Source organism: Pseudomonas sp. GM84, assembly GCF_000282535.1.
Classification (GTDB): domain Bacteria; phylum Pseudomonadota; class Gammaproteobacteria; order Pseudomonadales; family Pseudomonadaceae; genus Aquipseudomonas.
This window is the reverse complement of the sequence record NZ_AKJC01000027.1, coordinates 1-21,472: the sequence shown is the minus strand read 5'-3', so window position 1 is coordinate 21,472 and position 21,472 is coordinate 1. Positions and strand designations below refer to the sequence as shown.

Below are 21,472 nucleotides of genomic sequence, written 5' to 3'. Positions count from 1 at the left end.
AAGCCGGCTCCCACAGGATCTGCACAGCCATTGAGGGCAGTGAGCACCCTGTGGGAGCCGGCTTGCCGGCGATGAAGCCACGACAGATCGCCAGAAACGACAAAGCCCGCCACCGTTTCCGGTAGCGGGCTTTGACTTACTGCGTATGGTGGGTCGTGTAGGATTCGAACCTACGACCAATTGGTTAAAAGCCAACTGCTCTACCAACTGAGCTAACGACCCGTTGGATGGCGCGTATAATACTGATTTCTAACGAGAAATCAACACCCCATCAAAACTTTTTTCAAAAATAACGGGTTGGGTCGTCTACCCCGGCAGCCTTGAAGCCGTCCGCGCGCAGGCGGCAGCTGTCGCACTTGCCACAGGCGCGACCTTCGTCGTCGGCCTGGTAGCAGGAAACCGTCAGGCTGTAGTCGACACCACGCGCGATACCCGCCTGCACGATCTGCGCCTTGCTCAGGTTCTGCAGCGGCGCCTGGATACGGAAGCCCTGCCCTTCGACACCGGCCTTGGTGGCCAGGTTGGCCATGCGCTCGAACGCTTCGACGAACTCCGGGCGGCAGTCCGGGTAGCCGGAGTAGTCCACGGCATTCACACCAATGAAGATATCGCGTGCTTGCAGCACTTCCGCCCAGCCCAGCGCCAGGGACAGGAACACCGTGTTGCGGGCCGGCACGTAAGTGACCGGGATGCCCTCGCCCGGGGTTTCCGGCACGTCGATGCTGCTGTCGGTCAGGGCCGAGCCGCCGATGCCGTCGAGGCTCAGGCCAATGACCTTGTGCTCGACCACACCCAGGTCGCGGGCGACGCGAGCGGCGGCATTCAGCTCGGCACGGTGGCGCTGGCCATAGTCGAAGCTCATGGTGTAGCAGCTGTAGCCCTCGGCCTTGGCCATGGCTACAACGGTGGCCGAGTCGAGGCCGCCAGACAGCAGGATTACCGCGCGTTTCTCAGTCATGTGCTCTTACTCTCAATCAACGTCCGGGTTCGTCGTTCCACAGCAGCTTGTGCAGCTGCATCTGGAAACGCACGGGCAGGTTGTCGGCAACGATCCAGTCGGCCAGCTCGCTGGCGTTCACCTGGTGGTGGCTGGGCGAGAACAGTACCTCGCCGGCACGCTCGGCGAGGTTGTACTGGATCAGTTTGGACACTGCCCAGTCATAGTCCTCGCGGGAGCAGATGACGAACTTGACCTGGTCGTTGGCGGTCAGGTGCTCGATGTTCGCGTAGAGATTGCGATGGGATTCTTCAGAACCCGGGGTCTTGAGGTCGACCACGCGGCTGACGCGCACGTCGGTCGCCGAGATATCCAGCGCGCCGCTGGTTTCCAGCGAAACCTCGTAGCCGGCATCGCACAGGCGCTGCAGCAGCGGCAGGGCGTTCGGCTGGGCCAACGGCTCGCCACCGGTGACGCAGACATAGCGCGGCTTGAAGCCCGCCACCTGCTCCATGATCGAGTCGAGGGTGCGTACGGTGCCGCCACTGAAGGCGTAGGCACTGTCGCAGTACTGACAGCGCAGGGGGCAACCGGTCAGGCGCACGAATACCGTGGGCAGCCCAGCCGTTCGCGTTTCACCCTGCAACGAGTAAAAGACTTCGGTAATGCGTAGTGTTTCTTGCATGATCGCCACGGGCGTGACAGCTAAACAGGCTGTCCGCCTCCGTCAGGCACTGCAGCGAACTCGACAAGGCGTTATCCGCTGCAGCGTGTTTACGAAAAAAGGGCAGTGATTCTAACGAAAAAACCCGCGACTAGCGCGGGTTTCTTTCCAAAGGCACGTTTCAGAGCTTCTGCAGGTCGCGTTGCGCCAGCTGCGCGGCAGAGGTGCCGGGGTACTGGGTGATGACTTGCTGCAGGATACCCTTGACCTTGTCGGTGTGGCCCATGCGGCGCTCGACGTCGGCGAGCTTGTACAGGGAGTCCGGCACCTTGCTGTGCTTGGGGTACTTCTGGCTGACCTGGGCGAAGGCCTGGCTGGCGGCGGGAAGATCGCCCTTGGCCAGGTTCACCTCGCCCAACCAGTACTGGGCATTGCCGGCGTACTGGCTGTTGGGGTACTTGCGCAGGAAGGCATTGAAGGCCTGGCTGGCCTTGTCGAAGTCCTTCTGCTTGATCAGGTCGAAAGCGGCGTCGTAGTAGAGCTTCTCTTTCGCCGGATCGCCCGGCTCGCTGCTGGCGGCCGGTTGTTGTGCAGCAGCGCCTGCGGCGCCAGCTGCGGCACCGGCGGCAGCATCGGGAGCTGCACCGGTGGAGGAATTATCGGGGGTCGCGGCAGGCGCGCCACCAGTGTTGATGCGACGATCCAGATCCTGGTAACGCTCCAGGTTTTCCTGCTTCATGCGAGACACATCGTTCTGCAACTCTTCGATGATGCCTTGCTGGCGGGAGATCTGGTCCTGCATCTGTTGCAGCTGCATGAACAGCTGGCCCTGTGCCGAGGCAGGGGTCGAAGCCCCTGCCCCGGCATAGGCGCCGCTCGTGCCATAACCCGAAGGTGGGTAAGCACCTGCGTTGTCATCTACTACAGGAACCGCAGCCCACGCTGAAAGCGGAAGGCTGAGTGCGAGGACGGTTACAGCACGACGGCACTTATGCATAGGAACTTACTTACGCAGTTCTACGCGACGGTTCTGAGCCCAGGACTGCTCGTCGTTGCCGGTGGCAACTGGACGCTCTTCGCCGTAGGAGACCAGTTCCAGCTGAGCAGGGGAAACGCCCTGCAGAACCAGGTAACGTTGAACGGCCTTGGCACGACGCTCACCCAGAGCCATGTTGTACTCGCGGGTGCCGCGCTCGTCGGTGTTGCCTTCCAGAACAACGCGGTTGCCGTTGGACTTCAGGTCCTTGGCGTGAACGTCCAGAGCGCGCATGGCTTCTGGCTTCAGGTCCGAGCTGTCGTATTCGAAGTAGAAGGTGGTGATTGCGCGCAGGGCCGCTTCTTCGCTCAGGGAGCCGTCGACAGCACCAGTGTTGGCGCCGTAACCAGCGTTCGGATCAACAGCGCCTTCACCAGCGTTGTCACCGCCTTTCGAGGAGCAACCTACAGCTACGGCCATGGCCAGAGCCAGCGCAGCAAATTTACCAAACTTCAGCATTTCCATCGTGAAACTCCTAATGAAACCCCAGTGTGTTAAGCAAAAGTATTACGCCGCAATCAGTTCAGGTAAGGGGACCAGGACGGTTCTCTGACTTCGCCTTGAGCGGTAGGAAGTGGGAGCCTCACGCGGCCATTAAGCGACACGAGCATCAAGACTCCCCGGCCCTGCTGGCGGGTGGCGTAGATTAGCATGGTGCCGTTTGGCGCGACAGTGGGAGACTCGTCAAGACTGGTCTCGGAGAGAATCTTTACACTTCCGCGTTGCAAGTCTTGTGCCGCCACTTTGAAGTTGGTGAAACCCTGCTGGCGATGAATCATTACCAGGGTCTTTTCGTCCGCCGAAAGTTTCGGGTTGGCGTTGTAGTTGCCCACGAATGTCACGCGCTCGGCACCACCACCGCTGACCGACTGTTTGTAGATCTGCGGCTTGCCGCCACGGTCGGAGGTGAAGTACAGGGTGTTGCCATCCTTGCCCCAGAACGGCTCGGTGTTGATACCCGGGCCGGCGGTGACACGGCTGATCTGGCGAGACGCCACGTTCATCACGTAGATGTCCGGGTTGCCGTCCTTCGACAGCACGAACGCCAGGCGCGAACCGTCAGGCGACCAGGCCGGCGCACCGTTGAGGCCCTCGAAGTTGGTGACCTGCTCGCGGCGACCGGTATCGATGTGCTGGACGAAGATGCGTGGGCGCTTCTGCTCGAACGAGACATAGGCGATACGCTTGCCATCCGGGGCGAAGCGTGGCGACAGGATCGGCTCGCGCGACTGCAGCAGCGTCACTGCACGTGCACCGTCGTAGTCCGAACGCTGCAGGGTGTAGCGGGTATTGTTGGTCGAGAAGCGCTCGGCGGTCACGTACAGCATGCGGGTAGAGAACGCACCCTTGATGCCGGTGAGCTTCTCGAACGACTGGTCGGCGATGTAGTGCGACATGTCGCGCAGCTGGTCGGTGGTGCCCGCGACGCTACCGGTCAGCACTTGCTGCTCGGTGGCGACGTTGAACAGGGCGTACTGCACCTGCAGGCGGCCGCCCGACGGCACGATGCTGCCGACCATCACGTACTGGGCGCCCAGGGCTTTCCAGTCGCGGAAGATGACTTCGCTGGCCTGGGTCGGCTGGCTGATCATGTTCTGCCGCGGAATCGGCGAGTAGTAGCCGGAGTTGCGCAGGTCGTTGCCGATGATGTCGGCCATGTCTTCCGGCAGTACGCTGCCACCCTGCAGACCGAACGGCACTACCGCGATGGGCGTTGCCCGATCGCTGCCGCTGGTGACCAGGATGTTCTTTTCCTCTGCCATGGCCATGCCAGCCACGCAGCAGAGCATGACCAACATTCCTCGAAGGAGTTTAATCACAACGCTAGATCCTCAGGTGTAAATGTCATCTTGAACGAACGATAACGATTGAAATCGCCCGGTTTCATACCCTGCATCTCGGTCAAACGACCAATGTTCTTGACCGCAGCCACCGCCGAACTGTCAAACGGACCGTCCCCACTGGAGCGGATCACGGTAACACCGGTGATAGTGCCGTCCGGCAACATGTTGACCTGCAGGGTCACCGTCATGCCCTTACGCGCGGAAGGTGGTCGCGCCCAGCCCTCGGCCGCGCGCTGTCGGATCAGGTCGTCGAAGTCGCCGGCCACCTGGTCACCCTGCTCGTCGGCCAGCGCCTGCTGCCGCTCGGTGGTGTCGGACAACAGCTCGGCCAGGGCCTGGGCTTTCTTGTCTTCCGCCGCCTTGCGGGCCGCTTCCTGTGCCTTTTTCTTCTGGGCGTCTGCAGCGGCCTTTTTCTTGGCCTCTTCAGCTGCCTTCTTCTTCGCTTCCTCGGCCGCCGTCTTCTTCTTGGCGTCCTCGGCTGCTTTCTTCTTCGCTTCCTCGGCGGCCTTTTTCTTGGCCTCCTCGGCGGCTTGTTTCTTGGCTTCTTCTTCGGCCTGCTTCTTGGCCTCTTCTTCAGCTTTCTTCTTGGCGATGTCGGCCTGCTGCTTCTCGGCGGCCTTCTTCGCCTCCTCGGCCTTCTTGGCTTCGGCGGCTTTCTTGGCTTCGGCTGCTTCGGCTTTCTTGGCTTCGGCGGCCTCGGCCTTCTTCGCCTCGGCCTCTTCGCGAGCTTCCTCGGCCTTTTGAGCCGCGTCGGCTTTCTTTTGTTCCGCAGCCTTGATGGCCTCCTGCTCGACCTTCTTCTGCTCCAACTGCTCGACTTCGGTCTGGCGCGAGGCGGTTTTCTTCGCTTCCCCGGCAATCTTCTGATTGGTCTGGGTAGTCGCCTGGCTCTTGGACTTGAGCTGATACAGGGTAGCCTGAACGATCGGCTTGGAAGGCGGCAGCTCTGGCGTCATGGCAAAGCTGACGAACAGCATTGCGAACACCAGCACATGCAGGCCGATGGCCCAGACGCTGGGCCAGAAGTAGCTTTCCGAGGCGGATGGCTCTCGCTGTTGCATCAGGGCGCCTCGGTAATCAGGCCAACGTTACCGACACCGGCCTTCTGCAACCCGCCCATGGCACCCATGACCGCGCCGTAGTCGACAGCCTTGTCGCCACGAATGAAGACCTGGGTCTGCTTGCCCTGGTCGCGACCGGCGGCAATGATCTTGGTCACCGCGCTGGTCATGTCGGGCAAGGTCATGGCCTTGTCCATCTGTTTGTCGGTATCGACTTCACTGCCGAGGTTCCAGTAGTAGGTCTTGTCGGCTTTGATGGAGATGGTGAGGATCTGGACGTTGTTGTCCTGCGGCAAGGCTTCACTGGAAACCTTGGGCAGGTCGACCTTCACCCCCTGGTTGAGCATGGGGGCCGTCACCATGAAGATGACCAGCAGCACCAGCATCACGTCGATGTAAGGCACCACGTTCATCTCGGCGACCGGCTTGCGTTTGTGGCGAACTCGGGCCATGGGCTTCTACCTGATTACTCTTCGCTGGTGTGCACTTTGCGGTGCAGGATCGCCTGGAACTCGTCGGCGAAGGTGTAGTAACGGCCGATCAGCACTTCGCTGCGAGCAGCGAAACGGTTGTAGGCGATTACCGCAGGGATTGCCGCGAACAGGCCGATGGCGGTGGCGATCAGCGCTTCGGCGATACCCGGAGCAACAGTGGCCAGGGTGGCCTGCTGTGCGCTGGCCAGGCCGCGGAAGGAGTTCATGATGCCCCAGACGGTACCGAACAGGCCGATGTACGGGCTGGTGGAACCGACGGTGGCGAGGAACGGCAGGCTTTGCTCAAGCTTTTCTTCTTCACGCGAAATGGCCACGCGCATGGCACGGCCTACACCTTCCATGACGGCATCAGGGTCGACGCCCGGCTGCTGGCGCAGGCGCGAGAACTCCTTGAAGCCGGCACGGAAGACCTGCTCCACACCCGAATCCGGGTCTGGGTTGCTGCCTGCCTGACGGTACAGCTTGGACAGGTCGATACCCGACCAGAAGCGCTCCTCGAAGGCATCCAGCGCACGACGACCGGCGCGCAGCATGGTGCTGCGCTGGAAGATCATGATCCATGAGGTGACCGAGGCGGCCACCAGGATCAGCATTACCAGCTGTACCACCACGCTGGCATTGCTGACCAGACTCCACATGGAGGTATGGTCGACGACGTTAGCTTCCACGCTTATTCTCCTGCATTCGATTGATTACCCGAGCCGTCCGCCATAAAGGCGTCGCGCAGCTCCGGGGGTAGGGCTCGGGGTTTGAAAGTGTCGGCGCGTACGGCGGCCACCAGGAACTGCCCTTCGCAGAGCAGCGTTTCATCCTTTTCCCGCCAGACCTGCTGTACGAAACGCAGGCTGGCGCGATTGAGTTCAAGTACTTGCGCGGTCACCCGGAGCTCATCGTCCAGGCGCGCCGGCGCGTGATAGCGCGCTTCGCTGGAATGAACCACGAACAACAGGTTGTCCCCGGCCAGTTGCTGCTGGGAAAAGCCCAGGTGTCGCAGCCGCTCGGTACGCGCGCGCTCCATGAATTTCAGGTAGTTGACGTAATACACCACGCCACCGGCATCGGTATCTTCGTAATAGACGCGACAGCGGTGTGCGAAAGGTTCCAGGCCATTTTGCGCGCGCATACTCTAGTGCTTACTCCTCAGCTTGCCAATCCGCTGCGGCAACTGTTTTTTGCTCATTAATGTCGAATTGCCAGCGCGCCCAGGGCATGCCAGCGGTAGGACCACGAAAAGCCGGTTTCGATCTGTCATTCATCGCCTGCTTCGGAAAAATCTCCCCCTTCGCCCAAGCGCCCGGGAACATTCAGACCAAAGTGCAGGTAGGCATGCCGGGTGACCACACGGCCGCGCGGCGTGCGCATGATATAGCCTTGCTGGATCAGGTAGGGTTCGAGCACGTCCTCGATGGTGTGACGCTCCTCGCTGATCGCCGCCGCCAGGTTGTCCACCCCCACCGGGCCACCGTCGAACTTCTCGATCATGGTCAGCAGCAGGCGCCGGTCGGAATGATCGAAACCGCGCTCGTCGACATCCAGCAGGTTCAGCGCCAGGTCGGCCACGGCCTTGGTGATCTGCCCTTTGCCGCGCACCTCGGCGTAGTCACGCACACGGCGCAGCAGGCGGTTGGCGATACGCGGCGTGCCACGGGCGCGGCGAGCGATCTCGTAGGCGCCCTGGTCCTCGATGGTCAGGCCGAGAATACCGGCCGAGCGGCTGACGATGGTCGCCAGGTCCTTGTCGCTGTAGAACTCCAGGCGCTGGACGATACCGAAGCGGTCGCGCAACGGGTTGGTGAGCATGCCGGCACGGGTGGTGGCGCCGACCAGGGTGAAAGGTGGCAGGTCCAGCTTGATCGAGCGCGCCGCCGGGCCCTCGCCGATCATGATGTCGAGCTGGAAGTCCTCCATGGCCGGGTACAGCACCTCCTCGACCACCGGCGAGAGCCGGTGGATCTCGTCGATGAACAGCACATCGTGGGGTTCGAGGTTGGTCAGCATGGCCGCCAGGTCGCCCGGGCGCTCCAGGATCGGCCCGGAGGTACTCTTGACCGACACGCCCATTTCCTGGGCGATGATGTTGGCCAGGGTGGTCTTGCCCAACCCGGGCGGGCCGAAGATCAGGGTGTGGTCGAGCGACTCGTTGCGACCGCGCGCGGCCTGGATGAACAGTGCCATCTGCTCGCGCACCACCGGCTGGCCGATGTACTCGTCCAGGCGCAGCGGGCGGATCGCTCGGTCCTGGACTTCTTCACGGTCGCGGCCACTGGCGGCGATCAGGCGGTCGGCTTCGATCACTTGGTAATCATCCCTTTAAGGCTGCGGCGGATCAGGTCTTCGCTGCTCAGGCCGGCCTTGTCCTTGATGGCGGACACCGCCTTGCTCGCTTCCTGTGGCTTGTAGCCCAGGGAAACCAGGGCACTGACAGCGTCAGCCTCGGCCGTGGAGGCACTGCTGACCGGCACCGGGCCGTCGGACACCAGGGTGAACATGGCCGGGGACGTTTCCCAGGCCTTGAAGCGGTCCTTGAGCTCGACCAGCAGCCGCTCGGCGGTCTTCTTGCCGACGCCGGGCACGCGCACCAGCGCCGAGGTGTCCTGGGCCTGCACGCAGCGCACCAGCTCGTCGGCCTCAAGGCCCGACATCAGCGCCAGCGCCAGCTTCGGACCCACGCCGTTGAGCCGGATGAGCTCACGGAACAGCTCACGCTCGCGCTTTTCATGGAAGCCGTACAACAGGTGGGCATCTTCACGCACCACCAAGTGGGTATGCACGGTCACGTTTTCGCCCACCTTGGGCAGGCGATACAGGGTGGTCATGGGTACTTCGAGCTCATAGCCCACACCGTTGACATCGATAACCAGGTGCGGTGGCTGCTTTTCCGCCAGGGTGCCGCGCAAACGTCCAATCACGTTCCGATCCTTCCTCTCGGGGCCGGTCAAAGACCGGTCAACCCTATCAGCAAATGCAACGGGTGAACGTTTCACCCGGACAAAAAATGTATCAGCGCATGAAGCGCCTACAGACGCAAGCGCCCGCCACGCCGGCGTGCCGTGGCCAGGCCATGGGGCACGAGGCTGGAGCGGGTATGGGCATGGCACAGGGCGATGGCCAGGGCATCGGAAGCGTCGATCTGCGGCTTCTGGGTGAGCTTGAGCAGGTGCATGACCATCAGCATCACCTGTTCCTTGTTGGCGCCGCCGGTGCCGGCGACAGCCTGCTTGACCTGGCTGGCACTGTATTCGGCGATTTCCAGCCCCGCCTCGGCGGCTGCGACGATCGCTGCGCCACGTGCCTGGCCGAGCTTGAGCGCGGAATCGGCGTTGCGCGCCATGAACACGCGCTCGATGCCCATGGTCACTGGCTCATGGGTGCGGATAATTTCGCTGACACCGCGAAAGACGATCAGCAAACGCTCGTGCAATTCGCCGCTACCGGTGCGGATACAACCCGACGCCACGTACTCGCAACCGCGGGCATTCTGGCGCACTACGCCATAACCGGTGATGCGCGAGCCGGGGTCGATACCAAGAATCAGAGTCATAACGCCTATCGTACAAGGGGATGCATTTTTGCAAACTGCGCCGGCCCTTTCGCGGGACAAGCCCGCTCCCACAGGGCATCCACTGTACTCAGGAGCAGTGGATAACCTGTGGGAGCGGGCTTGTCCCGCGAAAGGGCCGGAACAGGCGCCGGAAAACTCACAAGCCTGACTGCAAGCGCCAGAACACCTTAGCCGAGTTTTTCCATGATCTCGTCGGAAATCTGCGCATTGGAATAGACGTTCTGCACGTCATCCAGGTCTTCGAGCATGTCGATCAGCTTGAGCACCTTCTCGGCACCCTCCTGATCCAGCTCCGCGCTGGTGGTCGGCTGCATGACGATTTCCGCGTCAGCCGCCTTGAAGCCCGCCTCCTCCAGCGCATTGCGCACGGCATAGAAGCTGTTGAACGAAGTGAACACCTCGAACGAGCCGTCATCATTGGCCACCACGTCGTCGGCATCGGCTTCCATCGCCGCTTCCATCAACGCATCTTCGTCGATGCCCGGCGCGAAGCTGATCTGCCCCTTGCGCTCGAACAGGTAAGCCACCGAACCATCGGTACCGAGGTTGCCGCCACATTTGGTGAAGGCATGGCGCACGGCAGCCGCAGTGCGGTTGCGGTTGTCGGTCATGGCCTCGACCATGATCGCCACGCCGCCCGGGCCGTAACCTTCGTAGCTGAGCTCTTCGACGTTGTCGTTTTCGTTGGTGCCGGCACCACGGGCCACGGCGCGATCGATGATATCGCGACTCATGTTGGCACCCAGGGCCTTGTCCAGCGCCAGGCGCAGGCGCGGGTTGGAGGCCGGATCGGCGCCACCCTGCTTGGCCGCGACCGTCAGCTCACGGATCCACTTGGTGAAGATCTTGCCTCTCTTGGCATCCTGGCGCTCTTTGCGGTGCTTGATGTTCGCCCACTTGGAATGACCAGCCATAACAACTCCAAATCCTTGAAACACAAACAATTACGCCCCGAACGGGGCGCAACGACAAATTCCTGCGCCGTAACGCAAAGGCGCATCCATGTGGATGCGCCCGGGGTCCGCTTACTCGACCTTGGTCTGTTCGCGCAGACGGATGTGCAGCTCGCGCAGGGCTTTGGCGTCGACCATGCCAGGGGCCTGGGTCATGACGCACGCAGCGCTCTGGGTTTTCGGGAAGGCGATCACTTCACGGATCGACTGGGCGCCGGTCATCAGCATCACCAGGCGGTCCAGACCGAAGGCCAGGCCACCGTGAGGTGGTGCACCGAACTTCAGGGCATCAAGCAGGAAGCCGAACTTCTCTTCCTGTTCTGCCGCTTCGATACCCAGCAGACGGAACACCGCCTGTTGCATCTCTTTACGGTGGATACGGATCGAACCGCCACCCAGCTCGGTGCCGTTCAGGACCATGTCGTAGGCACGGGACAGGGCCGTGGCCGGGTTGGCCTCGAGCTCTTCCGGGGTGCACTTCGGCGCGGTGAACGGGTGGTGCAACGCAGTGAAGCTGCCGTCTTCGTTCTCTTCGAACATCGGGAAGTCGACGACCCACATCGGCGCCCACTCGCAGGTCAGCAGCTCGAAGTCGTGACCCAGGCGGATACGCAGCGCGCCCAGGGCTTCGCTGACCACCTTGAACTTGTCGGCACCGAAGAACACGATGTCGCCGTCTACAGCGCCAACGCGGTCGAGGATGTTGTTGAGGTTGGCCTCAGGAATGTTCTTGACGATCGGCGACTGCAGACCTTCGACACCCTTGGCGCGCTCGTTGACCTTGATGTAGGCCAGGCCCTTGGCACCGTAGATGCCGACGAACTTGGTGTACTCGTCGATCTTGCTGCGCGGCATGCTGGCGCCGCCTGGCAGGCGCAGGGCGGTCACGCGGCACTTCGGATCGTTGGCAGGGCCGGCGAATACCTTGAAGTCTACGTCCTTCAGCTGGTCGGCGACGTCGACCAGTTCCAGCGGGATACGCAGGTCGGGCTTGTCGGAACCGTAGCGGCGCATGGCTTCTTCGAAGGTCATGTGCGGGAATTCGCCGAATTCCAGGTCCAGCACTTCCTTGAACAGCTTGCGGATCATGTTTTCGGTCAGGCCCATGATCTCGGACTCATCGAGGAAGCTGGTCTCGATGTCGATCTGGGTGAATTCCGGCTGGCGATCGGCACGCAGGTCTTCGTCACGGAAGCACTTGGCGATCTGGTAGTAGCGATCGAAGCCAGCGACCATCAGCAGCTGCTTGAACAGCTGCGGCGACTGCGGCAGGGCGAAGAAGCTGCCCGCGTGGGTACGGCTCGGTACCAGGTAGTCGCGCGCGCCTTCCGGAGTAGCACGGGTCAGGATCGGCGTTTCGACGTCGAGGAAGCCGTTTTCGTCCAGGTAGCGACGGATGCTGCTGGTGATGCGCGAACGCAGGCGCAGCTTGTCGGCCATTTCCGGACGACGCAGGTCGATGAAGCGGTAGCGCAGGCGGGTTTCCTCGCCGACGTCGGAGTATTCGTTCAGCGGGAACGGCGGGGTTTCAGCTTCGTTGAGCACGGTCAGCTGATAGCCGAGGATCTCGATGGCACCGGAGGCCATGTTGGCATTCACCGCACCTTCAGGGCGCTTGCGCACCTTGCCGGTGATCTGCACGACGTATTCGCTGCGCACGCGGTCGGCGGCGGCGAAGGTGTCGGCGCGGTCCGGGTCGAACACGACCTGGGCCATGCCTTCGCGGTCACGGATGTCGAGGAAGATCACCCCGCCGTGGTCGCGGCGACGATGGACCCAGCCGCAAAGGGTGACTTCCTGGCCGTCCAGGCTCTCGTTCAGTTGGCCGCAATAATGGCTGCGCATCATGATGGTGGTTTCGCTTCTCGTGATTCGTGTATTCGGTGGAGGCCTTGCCCAGAGGGTTAATACTGCAAGACCCAGCTACTGCATTCAACTCAGTCGGCCTTGTCGCCGCCTGCCAGATTCTTTTTTGCCCCGGTCTTGAAGTCGGTTTCGTACCAGCCGCTACCGCTCAGGCGAAAGCCAGGAACCGACAGCAGTTTCTTCAACGCCGGCGCTTCACAGGCCGGGCAATCGGTCAGCGGTGCGGCGCTGATCTTCTGCAGCACCTCCATCTGGTGATTGCAGGAAGCACATTGATAGTCATAAAGGGGCATGGACGTCTCTCGTCAACCACTACGCGGGCTGCCTGGGCAGCAAAAAGCGAGATTATATATGGTTAACAAGCACTGCGCAGCCCGCCCGGCGATCAGCGTACACTCGGCGGGTCGAGCAACCAGGCGACGCAGATCACCCGGATGAGCCCGCTGAAGTTACGCACCCCGCCCTGGCGCAGGTGCACCTCGCGGTCCACGTACGACAATACGGCGCTGACCGAGCAGTCATTGGCCTCGGCGATACGGTGGAGAATCATCCAATAGATCGATTCCAGGCGCAAACAGGTAGAAAAACCGTTGAGCCGGACCGAACGTGACACTGGCTGAACCTGCAACATGTCGAAATCCGCCTTGAACGGATCGATGCACTGCTTGCCTGGCCATCGCCCCAGGCTTTCCCGCCGCTTATTCGCTTGCATCACGCGCCCCACTAACTGGCTACCACCGAAATCCCTGCGCAACCCGCGCAGGGCCCAGGGGCTAAATCAAGCGCGCACAAACGAACACAAAGCAGCGGCAAAGCCTTCCTGCACAAACGAAAAAGCCCGGCCGAGGAGCAATCGACCGAGCTTTAGGACAGCGCCTACAACAATTTTCGATTATTCGCCGTCGAGCAGCACCCGCAGCATCCAGGCCGTCTTCTCGTGCACTTGCATGCGCTGGGTCAGCAGGTCGGCAGTAGGTTCGTCACTGACCTTGTCCACCACGGGGAAAATACTGCGCGCGGTGCGCACCACGGCTTCCTGACCCTGAACCAGCTGGCGAATCATCTCGTCCGCAGCCGGCACCCCCTCCTCCTCCTTGATCGAGGAATGACGGGCGTAGAAGGCATAAGACCCAGGTGCCGGAAAGCCCAGCGCGCGAATCCGCTCGGCGATCGAGTCGACCGCCAGGGCCAGCTCGTTGTATTGCTCTTCGAACATCAGGTGCAGGGTGCGGAACGACGGACCCGTGACGTTCCAGTGGAAGTTGTGGGTTTTCAGATACAGCACGTAGGTATCCGACAACAGGCGGGAAAGCCCTTCGACGATGGACTTGCGATCTTCTTCACTGATACCGATATCGATTGCCATGAAGTTCCCCTTTCCATTTGGCTTGATGATCAAGCGGGCCTGAAACACTGTATCAACACTTTGACCACCCCGCCCATGACCCAGGGCAAACCATTGCCATCCGCCTCGTGCGTTTGAGAAGGCCCAGCCTTTGCTGTTAAATAGGCAAGGTGCCACCCGTGCGGACTGTTATTGCCGGGTGCATAGGCTGGCGTGCTGCGTGTTCGCGCTCTACACCTCATGCGCACCGTGCCGCCAGCTCTTCCTGTGATCGGCCTTATCAACTGTGAGCCAACCCATGTTCAAGATCGTCCACCTGGTGACGGGCGTTGCGGCTTTGCTGCTCTCGCTCATGCCCAGCCTGAAAACCGAAGCAACACCCTTCCTGCAGCAACCCGATGCGGTCTACCTGGGCCTGCTCGGCCTGCTCAACCTGCTGCTGGCCCCGGTCGTGCCACTTTATTACCGTGGCGCACGTCAACAACTGCAACACCTGGCCTGCGCCCTGCTGGTCGTGGCCGTGGTTCTGCAAACCTTGACCCTGCTTGCGCGCCCGGAAATGGGCAACCTGGCCGCCCTGGTCTGCGCAACCCTGGCGGTCGCCCTGCACCTGGCGGTCGGCTTCGCCCGTAGCGGCCGTAAGTCGCGCGCCAGCCAAGCCACCCCACTGGACGCCGGCAAGCGCGATACCGGCACCGTGAAGTGGTTCAACACTTCCAAGGGCTTTGGTTTCATCTCGCGCGATTCGGGGGACGATATCTTCGTCCACTTTCGCGCCATTCGCGGCGAAGGCCATCGCATTCTGGTCGAAGGCCAGCGTGTGGAGTTTTCGGTGATGCACCGCGACAAAGGCCTGCAGGCCGAGGATGTGGTCGCGGTACATCGCCGCTGACCACTGCCAGCCCTGGGGGGCACCCAGGGCTGCATCCCTTCTGTCTAGTAGTGCGGTGGAGGCGCCTCTTCGCCTTCATTGCCGTACTGACCGACCATTTCCTCGTAGCGCTTGATCAGCTCGGCCATTTGCAGTTGCAGGCGCTCGATCACCTGCCCCTGTGCGACCACCACATCATTCAGTGCCTGAATGGTGTCATCCTGGAACGCCAGCCGGGTTTCCAGCTCGATGACGCGCGATTCCAACGGCATGTCAGGCCTCCTCGTAACCGGATTTGAGCAAATCGCGCAAGCGCAGCCGGATAGCCTCGACCTGCCCTGGCCCATACTCGACAGCGGGCACCTTGCCCCAGACCGGCGCCGGCCATGCAGCGTCATGCTTGTGGCGAACGATCACATGCATGTGCATCTGGCTGACCACATTGCCTAGCGTGGCAACATTCATCTTGTCTGCTGCAAACTCGCTTTTCAGCACCTCGGCCAGGTAAGTGGTTTCTTTCCAGAGCTGGGCCTGATCTTCCTGGTTCAAGTCGAACAGCTCACTCACGCCCGCACGCTTGGGCACCAGAATGAACCAGGGGTAGTTGGCATCTTTGCTAACCAGCAGACGGCACAGCGGAAAATCGCCAAGCACGTGGGAATCTTGCTGCAGACGCGAATCCATCACAAACACGGTAAACCTCCATCAAGCGAAACAGCCCGCGACCGCGGGAACTTGGGCGCAAGGATACATGGCTGCACGCTTTCAGTTCATCAAAGACTGACGGCTGCACATAGGCGGTAACACAGCGCTACTTTTCGCACCAAAATGAGGCCGCAAACGTGCTCGCCACTACGCTTCTACTCACTCCCCCCACTGAACTTCAACAGTTCCCGGTAACACATTGACTTTTATGACAGCTTTGGAGTTTTCCTGCCTCATTCGTTTCGGCATACCATCAGACAAGTTGCACCCCGTGTTTTCGGCGCTTTTCCCGCTCCGACCATGACGCTTGTGAAAATTTCATGAAGCGTTGTTAATTTTGAGCATGCTTGTTGCATTCCTTTCACGCCAAGTCGGCACGACACCTGCATAAAGCGGTGTACGCGACAAATAACAACAGCTGCATTGGACAGACCAGGGAGTTTCCCTAGCCGCAATCGACACTTAGCGATTGCACAACGGTGACAGGAACAGCGCTGGGGTTACACGCCCGTGAAACCGGAGCGTGATTTGCGACATGGAGATACTTAAAAGCGACAGGACCATAAAGTTCCCGAAAGGATCAATATGCCCATATCGCCAACAACAGTCTGCGTGCTATACATTTCCGCCGACATAACAAGAAAGAGCTGCCCCATATAACTAAAAGACTTGGGCGCAGCAGTACTCTTCCTAAAAACCAAAGGAGCAAGTCACGATGCGCGTGATGAAGTGGAGCATGATCGCCCTGGCCGTTTCGGCAGGGACCTCGCAATTGGCCCTGGCCTCTTCCCAGGACGAGTCCAAGGGATTCATCGAAGACAGCCAGCTGAACGTCAAGACTCGCATGCTGTACTTCAGCCGCGACTTCCGTAACAACCCGGCCGGCAGCCAGAGCCGCGTAGAGGAAACTGGCCTGGGCTTCCTGGGTACTTATGAGTCGGGCTTCACCCAAGGCGTCGTCGGCGTCGGTGTAGATGCCATCGGCATGCTCGGCATCAAACTGGACAGCGGCCGCGGTCGCGCCGGTACCGGCATGTTCCCAGAGGACTCCGAGGGTCGTTCGCAAGACGAATTCTCCGAAGGCGGCGGCGCGGTAAAACTGCGCTTCTCCGATACCGTGCTGAAGTATGGTACCCAGTTCACCGCCCTGCCAGTGCTTGCCACCGACGACAGCCGACTGCTGCCGGAAACCGTCGAAGGCACCCTGATCACCAGCAACGAAATCAAGGGCCTGACCCTGCACGCTGGTCATTTCACCGCCCTGAACGCCCAGGCTGAAACCGACCACGACAGCCTGCACCTGACCCAGGCCGATGTCGTCGGCGGTACCTACGCCTTCACCGACAACCTGAGCACCAGCCTGTACTACTCCAAGGTCGAAGACTACTGGCGCAAGTACTACGGCAACATCAACTGGGCACTGCCGATCTCCGACAAGCAAGGCCTGGTGTTCGACTTCAACATCTATGACACCAAGAGCGATGGCGCCGCGCTGTACACCGCGTTCGACGGCGAAAAGCTCGACAACACCGCCTTCAGCTTCTCGGGTGCCTACAACATCGGCGCCCACACCTTCACCCTGGCGTACCAGAAAGTCTCCGGCGACGGCGACTACGGTTACGGCGTGGACGGCGGCGGCACCATTTTCCTGGCTAACTCCGTCGCTCGTTCCGACTTCAACGCCGAAGACGAAAAATCGTGGCAAGCACGCTACGACCTGAACTTCGCCGAGTTCGGCGTACCGGGTCTGACCTTCATGACCCGTTACGTGCGTGGTACCGATGCCAACGTCACCGGCACCAGCAACGGCAAGGAATGGGAACGCGACATCGACGTCAAGTACGTGCTGCAAGAAGGCCCTGCCAAGGACCTGAGCTTCCGCGTACGTCAAGCCACCTACCGTTCTTCCGATGGCGTCTACTACGGCTCCCCATCGCTGGACGAACTGCGCCTGATCGTCGAGTACCCGCTGAGCATCCTGTAAGCCTGGCTTATAGCGTGCCCCGCACCTGAAAAAGCCCGGCGAACCCGCCGGGCTTTTTCTTGGCTGACAACTGCCCCCGCCTGGGGCATTCTGTACGCCTTCGTTTCGCCCCCGTACAATGCGGGGTCATTTCAATGTCTTAGGCAATCGACACGGCTAACCATGCGCACCAGTCAATATCTGCTCGCCACCCAGAAAGAAACCCCTGCCGACGCAGTGGTCATCAGCCATCAGCTCATGCTGCGTGCCGGCATGATCCGCAAACTGGCCTCCGGCCTGTACACCTGGCTGCCGATGGGCCTGCGAGTCATGCGCAAGGTCGAAGCCGTGGTGCGCGAGGAAATGAACGCCGCCGGCGCCCTGGAAGTGCTGATGCCGAGCATCCAGCCTGCCGAACTGTGGCAGGAATCCGGCCGCTGGGAGCAGTACGGCCCCGAGCTGCTGCGCCTGAAAGACCGCCACAACCGTGATTTCTGCGTCGGCCCGACCCACGAAGAAGTCATCACCGACCTGGCCCGCAACGAGCTGTCCAGCTATAAACAGCTGCCGCTCAACATGTACCAGATCCAGACCAAATTCCGTGACGAGATCCGTCCGCGCTTCGGCCTGATGCGTGGCCGCGAATTCATCATGAAGGACGCCTACTCCTTCCATGCCGACCAGGCTTCCCTGCAGGAAACCTACGACCGCATGCACCAGGCGTACTCCAACGTCTTCACCCGCCTGGGCCTGGATTTCCGCCCAGTGCAGGCCGACACCGGCTCCATCGGTGGCAGCTACTCGCATGAATTCCACGTACTGGCCGACTCCGGCGAAGACGACGTGATCTTCAGCGACAGCTCCGACTACGCCGCCAACATCGAGAAGGCCGAAGCCATCCCGCGCGAAACCGTGCGCTCGGCGCCTACCGAAGAACTGCGCCTGGTCGACACCCCGGATGCCAAGACCATCGCCCAATTGGTCGAGAACTTCGGCCTGCCTATCGAAAAGACCGTCAAGACCCTGATCGTGCGCGGCGCCGAGGAAGGCAAGCTGGTAGCCCTGGTGGTCCGTGGCGACCACGAACTCAATGAAATCAAGGCAGCCAAGCTGGAACAGGTCGCCGACCCAGTGGTCATGGCCACCGACGCCGAACTGCGCGAAGCCATCGGTGCCGGCGCAGGCTCCCTCGGCCCGCTGAACCTGCCGCTGGAATGCGTGATCGACCGTTCGGTCGCCCTGATGAGCGACTTCGGCATTGGCGCCAACATCGACGACAAGCACTACTTCGGCGTCAACTGGGAGCGTGACCTGCCAGTACCTCAGGTCGCCGACCTGCGTAACGTCGTCGAAGGCGACCCAAGCCCGGATGGCCAGGGCACCCTGGTGATCAAGCGCGGCATCGAGGTCGGCCACATCTTCCAGCTCGGCACCAAGTACAGCGAGGCGCTCAAGTGCCAGGTACTGGGCGAGAACGGCAAGCCGGTGACCCTGGCCATGGGCTGCTACGGTATCGGCGTGTCCCGCGTGGTCGCCGCTGCCATCGAGCAGAGCTATGACGACAAAGGCATCATCTGGAACGACGCCCTGGCACCGTTCCAGATCGCCCTGGTGCCGCTGCGCTACGAAACCGAGATCGTGCGCGAAGCAACCGACAAGCTGTATGCCGAACTGACCGCCGCCGGCTTCGAAGTCCTGCTGGACGACCGCGACAAGAAAACCAGCCCAGGCATCAAGTTTGCCGACATGGAGCTGATCGGCATCCCGCACCGTATCGTCGTCAGCGACCGCGGCCTGGCCGATGGCAACCTTGAATACAAGCACCGCACCGAGCAGGACGCCCAACCGCTGCCGCTCAATGAAGTGCTGAGCTTCCTGCAGGCCCGCGTTCGCCGCTGATAACCAAAGCACGAGTGATCATGTCCAAGCGAAGTACCTTTACCCTGGGGGGTGCCGCACTGTGCGGCACCCTGCTCGTCAGCGGCTGCGCCAACCAGATGTCCCAGCGCAGCGAGCATGAAGAGCGCGTCGAGCGCAAACTGCTCGAACACACCCTGCAGATCGATGTCGGCGAGCCGAAGGTGATGGAGCTTCCGCAACGACGTGTGCGCATCCATGAACAGAAGCGCTTCGAAATCACCGAATTCGAAGTCACCCGTCGCTACGATCGCTACACGCCGTACCAACCCTGGCGGGAGGTCTACGAGATCCCGCTGGGTGCGGTTGCCGTGGTGGCCGGCGTCGGCGCCAACGTGGTCAATGTCTTCGCCTTGGGCAACCTGCCCGAGAGCGTGACTCACGACTGGTTCAGCTATGGCGTGGCCGGGCTCAACCCGTTCATGAACGTGCAGTCCAATGGCCGCGCCCAGCAGAACCTGGCGGGCATCAGCGAAGTGCAGAAGGACAAGCGCGAGGAATACACCAGCCTGCCGTGGAGCGAACGCCTGGTCGAAGTGAAGGCCGGCAAGCTGTCCCACGAGCTGACCACCGACAGGAACGGGATACTGCGCCTGAACCTGCTGGACAGCCCGTTCTCGGAGCAGCACCTCAACCACGTCGGCACCCTGCACTTGCAGGTGGTCGATGAGGAAAACGCGGTGCGCGGCGATGCCAGCCTGCTGGTAAGCGCCACCTTGCGCAACAAGCTGCAAGAAGCCCACGAGCTGATCTTCGACGATCTCGAAGACGACGATGTCGGCCAGTGGGTGCACCGGGTCAAGCGCCTGTCGGAGCTGGGCCTGGAAGAGGAAGCCAGCGAGATGGAGCAGAGCCTGGTCGAGCTGACCCGCAACGACCCCGAGCTGCAGCAGGAGTTTTTGCAGACACTGACCAAGGCCACGGGTCGGTTGGTGGCCGATCCGGGCGTGCAATGAATGAAAGGGCTGCCTCTGGCAGCCCTTTTCATTTATCCGAGAACAACTCCAGCTGCTCGTGCGCACCGCGCAAATCCCGCAACCTCACCCCTACCCCCAACAAACGTACCGGCTTGCCACCCCGGGCGAAGGCCTGGCGCATCAGCTGCCGATAACTCTCCAAGTCCCGCCCTGCCCCCGCCTGCTCCAACGTGGTCTGGCTGAAATCATGGAACTTCACCTTGACGAAGGGTTTTTCCGGGCGGTAGCTGTCGTCCATTCGCGCAATACGCTGGTTGAGGCTGTCGAGAAGCTCCGGCAAACGCTCCAGGCAACTGGCCAGGTCCGGCAGATCCGTGTCGTAGGTGTTTTCCACGCTGACCGACTGCCGCCGGCTGTCATTGTGCACAGCCCGATCGTCGATGCCCCGCGCCAGCCCCCATAGCCGCTCGCCAAAACTGCCGAACTCGCGCACCAGCGCCAGCCGAGACCATGCCCGCAGGTCCAGGCAGGTGTCGATCCCCAGCCGCGTGAGCTTGTCTGCCGTCACCTTGCCCACGCCGTGCAGCCTGGCGACGGGCAAGGCTGCGACAAACGCCTCGACCTGGTCCGGCGTTATCACGAAAAGCCCATTGGGCTTGCGCCAGTCGCTGGCGACCTTGGCCAGGAACTTGTTGGGCGCTACGCCGGCCGACACCGTGATATGCAAAGTGCGGGCAACGCGCCGACGAATGTCTTCGGCGATGCGCGTAGCGCTACCGGCGAACCACTGACTGTCACTGACATCCAGGTACGCTTCGTCCAGCGACAACGGCTCGATCAGCTCGGTGTAGTCACGGAAAATCGCGTGGATCTCACGCGAGGCTTCGCGGTAGGCCTCGAAGCGCGGCTTGACGATGAGCAGATCAGGGCAGAGCTTGAGCGCGTGGCGCGATGACATTGCCGAGCGCACACCGTAGGCGCGGGCCTCATAGTTGCACGTGGCGATCACCCCGCGGTGGTCGGGCGAACCGCCGACAGCCATGGGCCGCCCCGCCAGACGTGGGTCGTCACGCATCTCGATGGCGGCGTAGAAGCAATCGCAGTCGATATGAATGATCTTTCGCAAAGACATGGACGACCGTCAGTACTGTAAATTCATACAGATAGTAGCGCATGCAGCCCCATGGCTCACAGCCCACCACGATAATCGGCCTGAAAGCCCCGCCGCGCCTAAGCTGCGGGTCCTGGGCAAGCGCTAAACGTTTGAAGGAAAAAGGTTTTTTTGAAGTAAATGCTTGACACAGGGAAGTAAATCCGTAGAATTCGATCTCACAGGC

The 21,472-nt window shown here is 61.3% G+C and carries 25 protein-coding genes and 1 tRNA gene; 4 read left to right on the top strand and 22 right to left on the bottom strand.

Annotated elements, in window-relative coordinates; genetic code table 11:
• Window positions 1-146: 146 nt before the first annotated feature.
• The 18 genes from PMI38_RS02440 to PMI38_RS02355 form a co-directional block, all read right to left on the bottom strand.
• Window positions 147-222, bottom strand: a tRNA-Lys gene (locus PMI38_RS02440).
• A gap of 61 nt (window positions 223-283) precedes the next feature.
• Window positions 284-958: a 7-cyano-7-deazaguanine synthase QueC gene (queC, locus tag PMI38_RS02435; RefSeq protein ID WP_008090235.1), complete on the bottom strand. Its 675-nt coding sequence runs from the start codon at window positions 956-958 to the stop codon at window positions 284-286.
• A gap of 16 nt (window positions 959-974) precedes the next feature.
• Window positions 975-1,622: a 7-carboxy-7-deazaguanine synthase QueE gene (gene queE, locus PMI38_RS02430; RefSeq protein ID WP_008090233.1), complete on the bottom strand. Its 648-nt coding sequence runs from the start codon at window positions 1,620-1,622 to the stop codon at window positions 975-977.
• A 160-nt stretch (window positions 1,623-1,782) separates the two neighbouring features.
• The gene (gene ybgF, locus PMI38_RS02425) at window positions 1,783-2,598 is read right to left on the bottom strand and encodes a tol-pal system protein YbgF (protein WP_043272822.1); all 816 of its coding nucleotides are present in this window, start codon (window positions 2,596-2,598) and stop codon (window positions 1,783-1,785) included.
• 6 nt (window positions 2,599-2,604) lie between these two features.
• On the bottom strand, window positions 2,605-3,102 hold the full coding sequence (gene pal, locus PMI38_RS02420; RefSeq protein WP_008090230.1) for a peptidoglycan-associated lipoprotein Pal: 498 nt from the start codon (window positions 3,100-3,102) through the stop codon (window positions 2,605-2,607).
• 53 nt (window positions 3,103-3,155) lie between these two features.
• Entirely contained in the window at window positions 3,156-4,427 is a 1,272-nt protein-coding gene (gene tolB / locus PMI38_RS02415; protein ID WP_008090225.1) for a Tol-Pal system beta propeller repeat protein TolB, read from the bottom strand.
• A gap of 26 nt (window positions 4,428-4,453) precedes the next feature.
• Entirely contained in the window at window positions 4,454-5,542 is a 1,089-nt protein-coding gene (gene tolA / locus PMI38_RS02410; RefSeq protein ID WP_008090223.1) for a cell envelope integrity protein TolA, read from the bottom strand.
• A complete protein-coding gene (gene tolR / locus PMI38_RS02405) occupies window positions 5,542-5,994 on the bottom strand; it encodes a protein TolR (RefSeq protein WP_008090221.1) in 453 nt (150 codons plus the stop codon). Before tolR ends, tolA begins: the two co-directional genes overlap by 1 nt.
• A 14-nt stretch (window positions 5,995-6,008) precedes the next feature.
• The gene (gene tolQ / locus PMI38_RS02400; RefSeq protein ID WP_008090219.1) at window positions 6,009-6,704 is read right to left on the bottom strand and encodes a protein TolQ; all 696 of its coding nucleotides are present in this window, start codon (window positions 6,702-6,704) and stop codon (window positions 6,009-6,011) included.
• A gap of 2 nt (window positions 6,705-6,706) precedes the next feature.
• Window positions 6,707-7,159 carry a tol-pal system-associated acyl-CoA thioesterase gene (gene ybgC, locus PMI38_RS02395; RefSeq protein WP_008090217.1) on the bottom strand — a complete coding sequence of 151 codons (453 nt, stop codon included), beginning with the start codon at window positions 7,157-7,159 and terminating at the stop codon, window positions 6,707-6,709.
• A gap of 125 nt (window positions 7,160-7,284) precedes the next feature.
• Entirely contained in the window at window positions 7,285-8,331 is a 1,047-nt protein-coding gene (gene ruvB / locus PMI38_RS02390) for a Holliday junction branch migration DNA helicase RuvB (protein WP_008090215.1), read from the bottom strand.
• Entirely contained in the window at window positions 8,328-8,945 is a 618-nt protein-coding gene (gene ruvA, locus PMI38_RS02385) for a Holliday junction branch migration protein RuvA (protein WP_008090213.1), read from the bottom strand. The genes ruvB and ruvA overlap by 4 nt, the downstream gene beginning before the upstream one ends.
• A gap of 107 nt (window positions 8,946-9,052) precedes the next feature.
• Window positions 9,053-9,577, bottom strand: coding sequence for a crossover junction endodeoxyribonuclease RuvC (gene ruvC / locus PMI38_RS02380; protein ID WP_008090211.1), 525 nt, complete (start codon window positions 9,575-9,577; stop codon window positions 9,053-9,055).
• A gap of 188 nt (window positions 9,578-9,765) precedes the next feature.
• The gene (locus PMI38_RS02375; RefSeq protein WP_008090209.1) at window positions 9,766-10,512 is read right to left on the bottom strand and encodes a YebC/PmpR family DNA-binding transcriptional regulator; all 747 of its coding nucleotides are present in this window, start codon (window positions 10,510-10,512) and stop codon (window positions 9,766-9,768) included.
• Window positions 10,513-10,623: 111 nt separating this feature from the next.
• The gene (gene aspS, locus PMI38_RS02370) at window positions 10,624-12,399 is read right to left on the bottom strand and encodes an aspartate--tRNA ligase (RefSeq protein WP_008090208.1); all 1,776 of its coding nucleotides are present in this window, start codon (window positions 12,397-12,399) and stop codon (window positions 10,624-10,626) included.
• An 89-nt stretch (window positions 12,400-12,488) separates the two neighbouring features.
• Window positions 12,489-12,710: an FmdB family zinc ribbon protein gene (locus tag PMI38_RS02365; RefSeq protein ID WP_008090206.1), complete on the bottom strand. Its 222-nt coding sequence runs from the start codon at window positions 12,708-12,710 to the stop codon at window positions 12,489-12,491.
• 92 nt (window positions 12,711-12,802) lie between these two features.
• Window positions 12,803-13,129: a ribbon-helix-helix domain-containing protein gene (locus tag PMI38_RS02360; protein ID WP_400709821.1), complete on the bottom strand. Its 327-nt coding sequence runs from the start codon at window positions 13,127-13,129 to the stop codon at window positions 12,803-12,805.
• Window positions 13,130-13,309: 180 nt separating this feature from the next.
• Window positions 13,310-13,783, bottom strand: coding sequence for a Dps family protein (locus PMI38_RS02355; RefSeq protein ID WP_008090202.1), 474 nt, complete (start codon window positions 13,781-13,783; stop codon window positions 13,310-13,312).
• 277 nt (window positions 13,784-14,060) lie between these two features.
• Here PMI38_RS02355 and PMI38_RS27690 point away from each other — a divergent pair, with 277 nt between their 5' ends.
• Window positions 14,061-14,654: a cold-shock protein gene (locus PMI38_RS27690; protein WP_008090200.1), complete on the top strand. Its 594-nt coding sequence runs from the start codon at window positions 14,061-14,063 to the stop codon at window positions 14,652-14,654.
• A gap of 44 nt (window positions 14,655-14,698) precedes the next feature.
• Here PMI38_RS27690 and PMI38_RS02345 read toward each other — a convergent pair whose 3' ends face one another.
• Complete coding sequence (locus tag PMI38_RS02345; protein ID WP_008090198.1) at window positions 14,699-14,905, bottom strand: SlyX family protein; 207 nt, start codon at window positions 14,903-14,905, stop codon at window positions 14,699-14,701.
• A gap of 1 nt (window position 14,906) precedes the next feature.
• Window positions 14,907-15,326: an HIT family protein gene (locus PMI38_RS02340; RefSeq protein WP_008090195.1), complete on the bottom strand. Its 420-nt coding sequence runs from the start codon at window positions 15,324-15,326 to the stop codon at window positions 14,907-14,909.
• A gap of 727 nt (window positions 15,327-16,053) precedes the next feature.
• Between PMI38_RS02340 and PMI38_RS02335 the strand changes: the two genes are divergently transcribed.
• The 3 genes from PMI38_RS02335 to PMI38_RS02325 all read left to right on the top strand — a co-directional run bounded on the left by PMI38_RS02335 (window position 16,054) and on the right by PMI38_RS02325 (window position 20,174).
• A complete protein-coding gene (locus PMI38_RS02335; RefSeq protein ID WP_008090193.1) occupies window positions 16,054-17,322 on the top strand; it encodes an OprD family porin in 1,269 nt (422 codons plus the stop codon).
• Window positions 17,323-17,484: 162 nt separating this feature from the next.
• Window positions 17,485-19,200 carry a proline--tRNA ligase gene (locus PMI38_RS02330; RefSeq protein WP_008090191.1) on the top strand — a complete coding sequence of 572 codons (1,716 nt, stop codon included), beginning with the start codon at window positions 17,485-17,487 and terminating at the stop codon, window positions 19,198-19,200.
• Window positions 19,201-19,220: 20 nt separating this feature from the next.
• Window positions 19,221-20,174 (top strand): hypothetical protein, encoded by a 954-nt coding sequence (locus tag PMI38_RS02325; protein ID WP_008090189.1) that lies wholly within the window; start codon window positions 19,221-19,223, stop codon window positions 20,172-20,174.
• A gap of 28 nt (window positions 20,175-20,202) precedes the next feature.
• Here the strand turns inward: PMI38_RS02325 and dinB are convergent, their stop codons facing one another.
• Both dinB and PMI38_RS27400 read right to left on the bottom strand, forming a co-directional pair.
• A complete protein-coding gene (gene dinB / locus PMI38_RS02320; protein ID WP_162130456.1) occupies window positions 20,203-21,261 on the bottom strand; it encodes a DNA polymerase IV in 1,059 nt (352 codons plus the stop codon).
• Window positions 21,203-21,472, bottom strand: a 270-nt coding sequence (locus tag PMI38_RS27400; RefSeq protein ID WP_238540153.1) for a hypothetical protein, incomplete at its 5' end; no start/stop codon positions are given. The genes PMI38_RS27400 and dinB, both read right to left, overlap by 59 nt.

What these genes read in the sequence shown, in the direction of transcription:
- queC (WP_008090235.1), bottom strand. Translation starts at nt 958, where the DNA reads ATGACTGAGAAACGCGCGGTAATCCTGCTGTCTGGCGGCCTCGACTCG.
- queE (WP_008090233.1), bottom strand. Translation starts at nt 1,622, where the DNA reads ATGCAAGAAACACTACGCATTACCGAAGTCTTTTACTCGTTGCAGGGT.
- ybgF (WP_043272822.1), bottom strand. Translation starts at nt 2,598, where the DNA reads ATGCATAAGTGCCGTCGTGCTGTAACCGTCCTCGCACTCAGCCTTCCG.
- pal (WP_008090230.1), bottom strand. Translation starts at nt 3,102, where the DNA reads ATGGAAATGCTGAAGTTTGGTAAATTTGCTGCGCTGGCTCTGGCCATG.
- tolB (WP_008090225.1), bottom strand. Translation starts at nt 4,427, where the DNA reads ATGCTCTGCTGCGTGGCTGGCATGGCCATGGCAGAGGAAAAGAACATC.
- tolA (WP_008090223.1), bottom strand. Translation starts at nt 5,542, where the DNA reads ATGCAACAGCGAGAGCCATCCGCCTCGGAAAGCTACTTCTGGCCCAGC.
- tolR (WP_008090221.1), bottom strand. Translation starts at nt 5,994, where the DNA reads ATGGCCCGAGTTCGCCACAAACGCAAGCCGGTCGCCGAGATGAACGTG.
- ybgC (WP_008090217.1), bottom strand. Translation starts at nt 7,159, where the DNA reads ATGCGCGCGCAAAATGGCCTGGAACCTTTCGCACACCGCTGTCGCGTC.
- ruvC (WP_008090211.1), bottom strand. Translation starts at nt 9,577, where the DNA reads ATGACTCTGATTCTTGGTATCGACCCCGGCTCGCGCATCACCGGTTAT.
- PMI38_RS02375 (WP_008090209.1), bottom strand. Translation starts at nt 10,512, where the DNA reads ATGGCTGGTCATTCCAAGTGGGCGAACATCAAGCACCGCAAAGAGCGC.
- aspS (WP_008090208.1), bottom strand. Translation starts at nt 12,399, where the DNA reads ATGATGCGCAGCCATTATTGCGGCCAACTGAACGAGAGCCTGGACGGC.
- PMI38_RS02365 (WP_008090206.1), bottom strand. Translation starts at nt 12,710, where the DNA reads ATGCCCCTTTATGACTATCAATGTGCTTCCTGCAATCACCAGATGGAG.
- PMI38_RS02360 (WP_400709821.1), bottom strand. Translation starts at nt 13,129, where the DNA reads ATGCAAGCGAATAAGCGGCGGGAAAGCCTGGGGCGATGGCCAGGCAAG.
- PMI38_RS02355 (WP_008090202.1), bottom strand. Translation starts at nt 13,783, where the DNA reads ATGGCAATCGATATCGGTATCAGTGAAGAAGATCGCAAGTCCATCGTC.
- PMI38_RS27690 (WP_008090200.1), top strand. Translation starts at nt 14,061, where the DNA reads ATGTTCAAGATCGTCCACCTGGTGACGGGCGTTGCGGCTTTGCTGCTC.
- PMI38_RS02345 (WP_008090198.1), bottom strand. Translation starts at nt 14,905, where the DNA reads ATGCCGTTGGAATCGCGCGTCATCGAGCTGGAAACCCGGCTGGCGTTC.
- PMI38_RS02335 (WP_008090193.1), top strand. Translation starts at nt 16,054, where the DNA reads ATGCGCGTGATGAAGTGGAGCATGATCGCCCTGGCCGTTTCGGCAGGG.
- PMI38_RS02330 (WP_008090191.1), top strand. Translation starts at nt 17,485, where the DNA reads ATGCGCACCAGTCAATATCTGCTCGCCACCCAGAAAGAAACCCCTGCC.
- PMI38_RS02325 (WP_008090189.1), top strand. Translation starts at nt 19,221, where the DNA reads ATGTCCAAGCGAAGTACCTTTACCCTGGGGGGTGCCGCACTGTGCGGC.